The 9,046-nt window shown below is 72.8% G+C and carries 9 protein-coding genes and 1 pseudogene; 3 read left to right on the top strand and 7 right to left on the bottom strand.

The window, feature by feature from the left end; translation table 11 throughout:
- Window positions 1–119: 119 nt before the first annotated feature.
- Window positions 120–1,118, bottom strand: coding sequence for an NAD(P)-dependent alcohol dehydrogenase (locus LCD33_RS12770; RefSeq protein ID WP_224977887.1), 999 nt, complete (start codon window positions 1,116–1,118; stop codon window positions 120–122).
- A gap of 81 nt (window positions 1,119–1,199) precedes the next feature.
- Between LCD33_RS12770 and LCD33_RS12775 the strand changes: the two genes are divergently transcribed.
- Window positions 1,200–2,090 carry an AraC family transcriptional regulator gene (locus LCD33_RS12775; protein ID WP_224958251.1) on the top strand — a complete coding sequence of 297 codons (891 nt, stop codon included), beginning with the start codon at window positions 1,200–1,202 and terminating at the stop codon, window positions 2,088–2,090.
- Between the two features lie 126 nt (window positions 2,091–2,216).
- Here the strand turns inward: LCD33_RS12775 and LCD33_RS12780 are convergent, their stop codons facing one another.
- A complete protein-coding gene (locus LCD33_RS12780) occupies window positions 2,217–3,491 on the bottom strand; it encodes an MFS transporter (protein WP_224977890.1) in 1,275 nt (424 codons plus the stop codon).
- Between the two features lie 567 nt (window positions 3,492–4,058).
- Window positions 4,059–4,442: an Imm1 family immunity protein gene (locus LCD33_RS12785; protein WP_224977888.1), complete on the bottom strand. Its 384-nt coding sequence runs from the start codon at window positions 4,440–4,442 to the stop codon at window positions 4,059–4,061.
- 502 nt (window positions 4,443–4,944) lie between these two features.
- On the opposite strand from LCD33_RS12785, the gene LCD33_RS29605 reads away from it, so the two are divergent.
- Together LCD33_RS29605 and LCD33_RS12790 are read left to right on the top strand one after the other, a co-directional pair.
- Window positions 4,945–5,022: a putative leader peptide gene (locus LCD33_RS29605; RefSeq protein ID WP_373690084.1), complete on the top strand. Its 78-nt coding sequence runs from the start codon at window positions 4,945–4,947 to the stop codon at window positions 5,020–5,022.
- A gap of 61 nt (window positions 5,023–5,083) precedes the next feature.
- The gene (locus tag LCD33_RS12790; RefSeq protein ID WP_224977889.1) at window positions 5,084–6,409 is read left to right on the top strand and encodes an MFS transporter; all 1,326 of its coding nucleotides are present in this window, start codon (window positions 5,084–5,086) and stop codon (window positions 6,407–6,409) included.
- Here the strand turns inward: LCD33_RS12790 and LCD33_RS12795 are convergent.
- The 4 genes and pseudogenes from LCD33_RS12795 to LCD33_RS12810 all read right to left on the bottom strand — a co-directional run.
- A pseudogene (locus LCD33_RS12795) lies at window positions 6,410–6,574 on the bottom strand (DUF397 domain-containing protein); the annotation flags it as partial.
- Between the two features lie 33 nt (window positions 6,575–6,607).
- Window positions 6,608–6,943: a Scr1 family TA system antitoxin-like transcriptional regulator gene (locus tag LCD33_RS12800; protein ID WP_224958255.1), complete on the bottom strand. Its 336-nt coding sequence runs from the start codon at window positions 6,941–6,943 to the stop codon at window positions 6,608–6,610.
- A 10-nt stretch (window positions 6,944–6,953) separates the two neighbouring features.
- The gene (locus LCD33_RS12805) at window positions 6,954–7,277 is read right to left on the bottom strand and encodes a hypothetical protein (RefSeq protein ID WP_224958245.1); all 324 of its coding nucleotides are present in this window, start codon (window positions 7,275–7,277) and stop codon (window positions 6,954–6,956) included.
- Window positions 7,278–7,533: 256 nt separating this feature from the next.
- Window positions 7,534–8,676 (bottom strand): LLM class flavin-dependent oxidoreductase, encoded by a 1,143-nt coding sequence (locus LCD33_RS12810; protein WP_224967950.1) that lies wholly within the window; start codon window positions 8,674–8,676, stop codon window positions 7,534–7,536.
- Window positions 8,677–9,046 lie beyond the last annotated feature (370 nt).

Raw genomic sequence — 9,046 nt, forward strand, 5'->3', positions numbered from 1 at the left:
CCCCCCCCCCCCCCCCCCCCCCCCCCCCCCCCCCCCCCCCCCCCCCCCCCCCCCCCCCCCCCCCCCCCCCCCCCCCCCCACCTCGGTGCTCCGCGAACCGAGTTCGGCAACAGTCGAGTTCAGTCCCCGATGATGACCTTGCCGATCGTGTCCTTGGTGGCGAAGTGGGTGAACGCGTCGGGGGCTTCGTCGAAGGGGAAGGCCCGGTCGATGAGCGGGTGCAGCCGGTGCTGTTCGAGGACGCGGATCATCCGTTCGAAGTCGCTGCGGCTGCCGACCGCGATGGCCCGCAGCGTCGCCCCGCGGCCCAGGAACGCCCCGAGGTCCAGGCCCGCCCCGTCGGCGAGATTCCCGACCAGCGAGATCAGCCCGCCGTGGGCGAGGGCGCGCAGCGACTGCCCGATGGTCCCGGCCCCACCGATCTCCACCACCCGGTCCACGCCGCGTCCCCCGGTGCGCGCCCGCACCTCGTCGCCCCATTCCGGGACGGCGGTGCGGTCGACGACCTCGGTGGCCCCGAGCTCGCGCAGCCACCGCGCCTTCACCGGGCCGGACGTGGTGATCAGCACCCGCGCCCCGGCCAGGCGGGCGAACTGCAGCGCGAACATGGAGACGCCGCCGGAGCCCTGCAGCAGCACCGAGTCACCGGCGCCGATGCCGTCGAGCGCGGAGAACGCGGTGAGCGCGGCGCAGGGCAGCGTCGCGGCCTCCTCGAACGACAGGTGTTCCGGCACCGGTAGCACGGAGTGCTCGGCGACGGCGACGTGCTCGGCGAGCCATCCGTCGCGCTGCACCCCGTACAGCTCGCCCCAGCCGTCGAGCGTCCCGTGCAGCCACTCCGGGTGGAAGGTGCTCATCACCCGGTCCCCCACCTGGAAGCCGCGCACGCCCGCGCCGACCGCGTCGACGGTGCCCGCGGCGTCGGACAGCGGGATCCGCCCGGGCGGCACCGGCATCGAGTAGCGCCCTGCCACGATCCGCAGGTCGCGGGCGTTGATCGAGCGGGCCCGGACCCGCACCAGCACCTCCCCGGCGGCCGGGGTCGGCACCGGGCGTTCCCGCGGCCGGAGCGGTCCGCCGTCCCCGGACACCTCGAACGTGCGCATCAGTCGTCCCATGCCCTCGACCGTAGCCCGGCACTGCTGGACGGCACGTACCCTTCCGTCCGTGATTCGGTGCAGTTCGTCCAGGGGCGGCGCGTGGACCCGGTAGACGACCTCCTCGCCACCATGCGGATCGAGGAGTCCCGGTACGTGCGGATGGCGGCGCGCGCGCCGTGGGGCATCGCGTTCCGCTCCCGGCAGGTGGCGCGGCTGGTGCTGATCACCACCGGATCGTGCTGGCTGACCGGGGCGAGCCTGCCCGAGCCGGTGCGGCTGACCGCGGACGACTGCGTCCTGGTGCGCGCGGGCACCGAGTTCGCGCTGCAGGACGAGCCGGGGCGCCCGCTGGTGGACTGCGAGGGCGCGGTCCGGTTCGGCGGGGACGGGGAGCTCACCGAACTGGTGTCCGCCCGGTTCAGCTTCGACGCGGTCGCCGCGGACGCGCTGTTCGGGCTGCTGCCGCCGCTGTTCCGGCTGCGCCTGGACACGGTGGCCGGCGAGCTGCTGCGCGGCACGTTCGACCTGATCGCGCGGGAGTCCGCGGCGGCGGGGCTCGGCTCCGGGTTCGTCACGAGCCGCCTGTCCGACGTGCTGTTCGTGCAGGCGGTGCGCGCCTGCTGCGCGGACGTCGGCGGCGGCACCGTCGGCTGGGTCGCGGCGCTGCGGGATCCGCGGCTGGCCGGTGCGGTGCGGGCGCTGCACGCGGACCTGGCGCACCCGTGGACGGTGCGGTCGCTGGCGCAGGTGGCCGGGATGTCGCGGTCGGCGTTCGCGGCGCTGTTCAAGGAGCGGACCGGCGACACGCCGCTGAGCTACCTGGCGGCGTGGCGGACGTACCGCGCGAAGGCGCTGCTGCGGGAGACCTCGTTGAGCGTGCAGGAGATCGCGGTGCGCGTCGGCCACCCCACCGGCACCGCGCTGAGCCGCGCGTTCCTGCGCCGCGAAGGCGTCTCCCCCACCACGTGGCGCGCGACCCGCACGCGGTGAACGGCCCGCCTCCCTGCCGAACGGACCGCTCGCCGGAGGCGGTCCCCGCTCGGGCCGATCACCTGCGGCGATCAGCAGGCCGGACGGCTCGCACGGCCGGTCGGGCGGGCCGTTCAGCCGGGGTGATCAGCGCGTCGCGACCACCGGGGCCGGGTCGTCCTGGAGGTCCCAGCGGCGGCGGCGCAGCACCACCGGCACCTGGTCCCCGCGGTCCTGCGCGGTGAGCACGGCCGCGCGCACCCGGCGCCACCACACCGCGGTGCGGAACGCGCTCAGCAGCAGCACCACGACGAGCGCGAGCAGCGCCACCCGGTACCCGCCGCCCGCCAGCTGCAGCACCAGGCCGACGGCGAGCACGCTGAGCGCGGTGGCGCTGTGCCCGCCGACGTTGGCGATGCCGGTGGCGGTGCCCACCTGGCTGATCGGGTTGTAGTCGCGGACCAGCGCGAACGCGACGCTGGAGACGGGCCCGCCCATCGCGAACACCAGGAACGCCCCGCACACCACGGCCAGCGGCGGCCGCGCGAAGCTCAGCAGCACCAGCCAGGTCAGCCCGTTGGCCGCGAGGTAGCCGAGCACGAGCGGCATCCGGCAGGCGGGGAACCGCCCGATGATCGCGCCGACGAGCGGCCCGCCCGCGACCTGCCCGATGATCAGCAGGCTGAGCACGACGCTCGCGGTGGCGGGCGGCACGCCGACGCCTTCGACGAGGTACGGGTAACCCCACAGCAGGCTCAGCGCGTTGGGCACGAACATGGTGCCGAAGTGCGCCCAGAACGCGAGCCGGGTGCCGGGGATCGACCAAGCGGACCGCACCTTCCGCAGGATGGCGCCGGCGTCCTCGGCGCCGGAGGTGGTGCCGGGCACGTCGCGCACCACGCCGGTCGTCACGCCCGCGTAGGCGGCGGTGATCGCGCCGACGAGCAGGAACGTCCACGTCCAGCCGAGGGCCCCGAGCAGCGCGGTCAGCGGGAAGGTGGCGGCGACGCCGCCGAGCGCGCCCGCCGCGGCGGACAAGGTGGCGACGAGCGCGTACTGGCGGGCGGAGAACCGGGTGGCCACGAGCCGCAGGATGCTCACCCAGGTCAGCGCGTCACCGACGCCGAGCACGCCGCGCGCCAGCAGCCCCATCGGGTAGGAGGTGGCGAGGGCGAACAGCAGCTGCCCGCAGCCGAGCAGCAGCACCGCGGCGGTGAGCACGCGGCGGGACCCGAACCGGTCCACCAGGAGCCCGGTGGGGATCTGCATGGCGGCGTAGATCCCGACCTGCAGCACGGTGAACGCGCTCAACGCGGCGGGCCCGACCTCGAACCGGTCGATGGCGAGCGGGCCGGCGACGCCGAGCGTTCCGCGGTGGAACACGGCCGCGAGGTAGGTGAGGACGGCGGCGCCCCAGATCAGCCACGCCTGCCGCGCCCCGCTTTCCGCTGATCGGGACGGCGGTGGGGTGCTGCCCGGGTTCGCCGAGGTGGCGGCCACTCGGGTGATCGGTGGCGGTGCCCCGCCGCTGCGATCACGGTCGTCCGATTGCCGACTCTCCGGTCGGTCGCCTGCCACGTCGTGCCCCTTCCGCGCTTTTTCCGGTTCCGCACTCATCGTCGTCGGCCGAGCGCGAGAAGTTAGCGCCCGAAAGCGTGGAATCCGCCACAATGACCATCCACAGTGGACACAACGTGGTCCGGTCCGCCCAGACGCGTACCGCATCCGCCCGAACCCGCTGGCCCGCGGGGACCTCCGCCCCGTCCCGGCGGCGAGCGGGGACGCGACCGCATCCCAGCATCCGGGACGAGGTGGGCATCGACACCGGTTCGTTGACAGCGGTGGCGGCCGTTCCTAGCGTCGTCGCGTGCGACCGGCCCTGCTCACCTCGCGCCACCACGTGGACGGAAGGCCGCCACCGAACACGACGGAGCCCCCGCACCGGTTCGGGACGAATCCCGGATGGAACGGGGGCTGGTGTCGTCTTGCCTACCGAGCAGCCCACTCGATGCAGGCCGGCCGCTGACCGGTCCGCAGGAACTCGCGGATCACCTGAAGCGCGTCTTCGGCCGGGATCTCCGAAAACCTCGGGAACGGAGCGTGGTGGTCGGCCCACCAGTAGTCCGCGGGTTCCGGGTTCGAACCATCGGCCGGGAGGTGAGCCGTCTTCCCATCCCAGTAGATCAGCGCACCGCGCTCACCGTTGAGCCCGACTTTCAGAGTCGGCGCGGTGGTGTTGTCGATGTCGGTGTAGAACGGCCACATCTGCTGCGTGCGCTCATGATCCGCGCGCCGCAACACCTCGACGACCTCTTCCGGAGTCCCTTCGAGGTCCGAGACCTGCGTGCCGCCGTCTTCGAGCAGCTCCTCCACAGCGCTGCTGGTTCGAAGCGGCCTCCGCCTGCCGCTCGATAGCCACCCGAAGATGCTTCCTGCCTTCCTCGGTCTTTCCCGCGGCCGCGTGTAGCCCTTTCTCAACCTCCTCGAAAGCGCTCACCAGGCCGGCCCCTACTGTCGGCGACAACGACGAACGGCAGAGTGCCAGTCCCCTACGACATTTCCGCGACCTGCCGACCTCGCCGGACGGCAGGTCCGCTCCCTTCCCGGGAAGTTGTCGCCGGGGCGCTTGAGCACCGGGATCTCACCGTCGTGCTCGATCACCGCGTGACACGACCTGCTGTGCGATCAGGTCGTGCGTGTCCCACGTGCTCGGGTGGCGATGCCGGCCTGATCCATCATTCCGCCATCGGTAGCGATCACCTCGTCGAACATGCCGGCGCAGGAACCCGATACCGCGGTGTCCCAGCATCCGGGACGAGGTGGGCATCGACACCGGTTCGTTGACAGCGGTGTCGGCCGTTCCTAGCGTCGTCGCGTGCGACCGGCCCTGCTCACCTCGCGCCACCACGTGGATCTGCTGCGGGTGGCGTCCGCGGCCTGTCCGGACTCCTGACCGCCCCCGCACCGGCCGCGCCCGCGCGCCGCACCCCGCCGCAGCCAGGAGTCCGCCGAGCATGACCACCGCCCTGACCGAGCCGGCCGAGCACGGCTCGTCGGCGAAGAACGTCCGCACCGTCATCACGTCGAGCCTCATCGGCACGACCGTCGAGTGGTACGACTTCTTCCTGTACAGCACCGCCGCCAGCCTGGTGTTCGACAAGCTGTTCTTCCCGACCGCCGATCCGGCCGTCGGCACGATGCTGGCGTTCACCACCTTCTTCGTCGGGTTCGTGGCCCGGCCGCTGGGCGGCGTGCTGTTCGGCCACATCGGCGACCGCATCGGCCGCAAGCGCACCCTCGTCACCACGATGGTCGTGATGGGGCTGGCCACGGCGGCGATGGGCGCGCTGCCGACCTACGAGCAGGTGGGCATGTGGGCGCCGCTGCTGCTGGTGCTGCTGCGGCTGTTCCAGGGCCTGGCGATCGGTGGCGAGTGGGCCGGGGCGGTGCTGATGGCCGTCGAGTACGCGCCACCCGGCAAGCGTTCGTCCTACGGTTCCTGGCCGCAGGTGGGCCTCGCGCTCGGCCTCGGCCTGGGCACCGGGTTGTTCGCGCTGCTGGGCAACGTGCTCGACGACGAGCAGTTCCTCGGCTACGGCTGGCGGATCGCGTTCGGGCTGAGCCTGGTGCTGGTGCTGGTCGGCCTGGTGATCCGGCTGCGGGTGGCGGAGACGCCCGCGTTCCAGCAGATGCGGGAGTTGCAGGGCACCGCGCGGGTGCCGTTCCTGGAGCTGTTCCGGGACCGGGCGACCCGCCGCAACACGGTGCTGGGCCTGCTGTCGCGGTACTCGGAGGGCGCGGCGTTCAACACCTGGGCGGTGTTCTTCCTGACCTACGCGACCGGCACGCTCGGCCTGCCGCGCAACGACGTGCTCATCGGCGTGATGGCGGCGGCGCTGGTGCTGGCCGTGCTGATCCCCGTGGTGGGGCGGATCGGCGACCGGCGTTCCCCGCGGCTGCTGTACGCGCTCGGCTCGGCGCTGTTCGCGCTGTCGGTGTACCCGGCGTTCCTGGCGTTCCAGCTGCGCAGCCCGCTGCTGACCGGCGTGGTGATCGTGCTGGTGCTGGGCGTGGTGCACTCGGTGATCTACGCGCCGCAGGGCACGTTCTACGCCCAGCTGTCGCCGGTGCGGCTGCGCTACACCGGCATGTCGTTCATCTACCAGTTCTCCGGGATCTACGCCTCGGGCCTCACGCCGCTGATCGTCACGGCGCTGCTCGCGGCGGGCGGCGGCACCCCGTGGCTGGCGTGCGGCTACCTGGTCGTGACGGGCGCGATCGGAGCGACGGCGACCCTGCTGCTCCGCCGCGAAGACCTCCACTTCACCACCGGGCGGTGATCAGCGGCGGAAGCCGTCCTGCTTCACGCGCTCGATGAAGCCACCGAACACCGCATCGGACAGCCGGAGGTGCGCTCCCGCCGGGTCCTTGGAGTCGCGGACCGCCGGGAACCCACCCCGTCGAGCGGTCTCGACGCAGTTGCTGCCCTGAGCGCTCCGCGACGACTTCTTCCACCCGCGTCGGACACGCCCTGCTCCTCACTGACGACGTCGGAACTCGTCGGCCCGTTCACGCACCAACGCCACCGATTGATCAACATCCAGAGCAGAGTGGTGCAATTCGCCGAACAGCCTGGACAGCTCTGAGGTCTCCCTCGAACTGTCCACGATCCGGCCGCTCAGCGGTGTGTCCACGAATGCGATGTCGCCGGTGTTCGCGGGGAATCGCACGACGGCGAAAGACCCCTGCGGACCGATGTGCGCACCGGCGTCGAACGCCAGCACTTGAAGGACGACGTTGTCCTTCGCCGCGTGCTCCAGCAGGGCATCCAGCTGGGCGCTCATCGTGGCCACATCTCCGACGACCCGGTGCAGCGGTTCCGGGCTAGCTCCGGACGAAGGAGAGCTCGACGGACGCCAAGAACTGCTCGACGTCGGCCAGCTGCCAGCCGATCGGGGCGAGCGCCTTCTCGATCCGCTCGATCTCGCGGCGCACCTGCCGCATCGACGTTCGCCGGAGGTTCACGTCGAAACCGGCGACGAACACCGGCCTCCCCGCCTCGTGGTCCCGCCTCGCTTCCGACACGAGCTTCGACATGTAGTAGGCGTGCAGCAACCCCACGACGTCCTCCCCAGAACGAGCGGGCGAGTCCACGGCGAACACCTCCGCGCGCCCGATGTTCGAACCGTACGGAGGAACGTCCGGCACGAACACGCGTCCGCGCCGGATCTGCCGTGCGGGTCCGGATCTCCCGGCGAAATCCGGCGCTCGGCGAACCGGATCGCGCGGCGAAGCAGACCACCCGCCGAAGGGGATCACCCGGCGAAGCCGATCAACCGCCCGAGCGGATCACCCACCGAACAAGATCATCCGGCGACCGGCTCACCCGCCCGAGCAGATCACGCGCCGAAGGGATCACCCGGCGAAGGGGATCACCGGCCGAGCAGATCACCCGGCGAAGGGGTCACTCCGCGAACGGGATCGCCTGCGCCGCAACGGGTTCCGGGGCGCCCGGGTGCCGCCACAGGCCCTTGCGCTCCAGGATCGGCAGCACGCCTTCGCCGAACCAGTACGCCTCCTCCAGGTGCGGGTGCCCGGAGAGCACGAACTCGTCCAGGCCCAGCGCCGCGTACTCCTCGATGCGGGACGCGACCTCCTCGTGGCTGCCGACGAGCGCGGTGCCCGCGCCGCCGCGCACCAGGCCCACCCCGGCCCACAGGTTCGGGTAGATCTCCAGGTCGTCGGACTTGCCGCCGTGCAGCTCCAGCATCCGCCGCTGGCCTTCCGACTCGCTGCGGGACAGGCCCTGCTGCACCTGCTCGATCGTCGCCGGGTCCAGCGCGTCCAGCAGCCGCCGTGCCTCCGCCCACGCCTGCTCCGAGGTGTCCCGGCTGATCACGTGCAGCCGGATGCCGAAGCGCGGCGTGCGGCCCTGCTCGGCGGCGAGCGACTTGATCCAGGCGATCTTCTCGGCGACCTTCGCCGGCGGCTCGCCCCACGTCAGGTACACGTCCGAGTGCTTCGCGGCGACCGCACCCGCCGCGGGCGAGGAACCGCCGAAGTAGACCTCCGGCACCGGGTCCGGCGTGCGGGTCAGCTCCGCGCCCTCCACCCGCACGTGCTCGCCGCTGAAGTCCACCCACTCGCCGCGCCACAACGAGCGCACCACGTGCAGGAACTCGTCGGCGCGCGCGTAACGGCCCTCCTTGTCCAGGAAGTCGCCGTAGGCGCGTTGCTCGTGGCTCTCCCCGCCGGTGACGACGTTCAGCAGCAACCTGCCGCCGGAGTGCCGCTGGTAGGTCGCCGCCATCTGCGCGCCCAGGGTCGGCGACAGCAGGCCGGGCCGGAACGCCACCAGGAACTTCAGCCGCTCGGTGACCTCGGTGAGCATCGCCGTGGACAGCCACGCGTCCTCGCACCACGCGCCCGTCGGCGTCAGCGCGCCCTCGAAGCCCAGCTGCTCGGCGCTGCGCGCGATCTGCCCCAGGTAGGCCAGCGTCGCCGGGCGAGCCCCGCCCGCCGTGGAGGTCTTCACCCCGTGACCGCCGCCGACGAGGTAGCGGCTGTCGCCGTAGGTGGGCAGGAACCAGTGGAACGTGAGCGGCATCGGGCTTCTCCGGAACGGGTGCGAAGGAGGACGTCAGGGCGCGCTGCGGCGGGAACCGCCCGCGACGGGACGAAAACCCGGCGGCGGAACCCCGCGCGCGGGGCAGTGGCGTCAGCCGCGACAGCGCTGCGCCGCGACGCGCACGAAGTCCACGTGGCGGCGTCGGGTCAGCAGCGGCGGGATCACTTTTCCATCCGAGCAAAGGCCCTGTGCGCTGTCAATGAGTCCTTCTTCATGCCACCGGCCGGGGGGGGGGGGGGGGGGGGGGGCCGGGGCCGGGGGGGGGCCCCCCCCCCCCGCCGCGGCCCCCCCCCCCCCCCCCCCCGCCGCCCCCGCGGGGGGGGGGGGGCGCGGCGGCCGGCCCCGCGCG

Origin of the sequence: Saccharopolyspora sp. 7B (assembly GCF_020177435.1) — a bacterium.
GTDB classification, from domain to species: Bacteria; Actinomycetota; Actinomycetes; order Mycobacteriales; family Pseudonocardiaceae; genus Saccharopolyspora_C; species Saccharopolyspora_C gregorii.

What these genes read in the sequence shown, in the direction of transcription:
- LCD33_RS12770 (WP_224977887.1), bottom strand. Translation starts at nt 1,118, where the DNA reads ATGGGACGACTGATGCGCACGTTCGAGGTGTCCGGGGACGGCGGACCG.
- LCD33_RS12810 (WP_224967950.1), bottom strand. Translation starts at nt 8,676, where the DNA reads ATGCCGCTCACGTTCCACTGGTTCCTGCCCACCTACGGCGACAGCCGC.
- LCD33_RS12790 (WP_224977889.1), top strand. Translation starts at nt 5,084, where the DNA reads ATGACCACCGCCCTGACCGAGCCGGCCGAGCACGGCTCGTCGGCGAAG.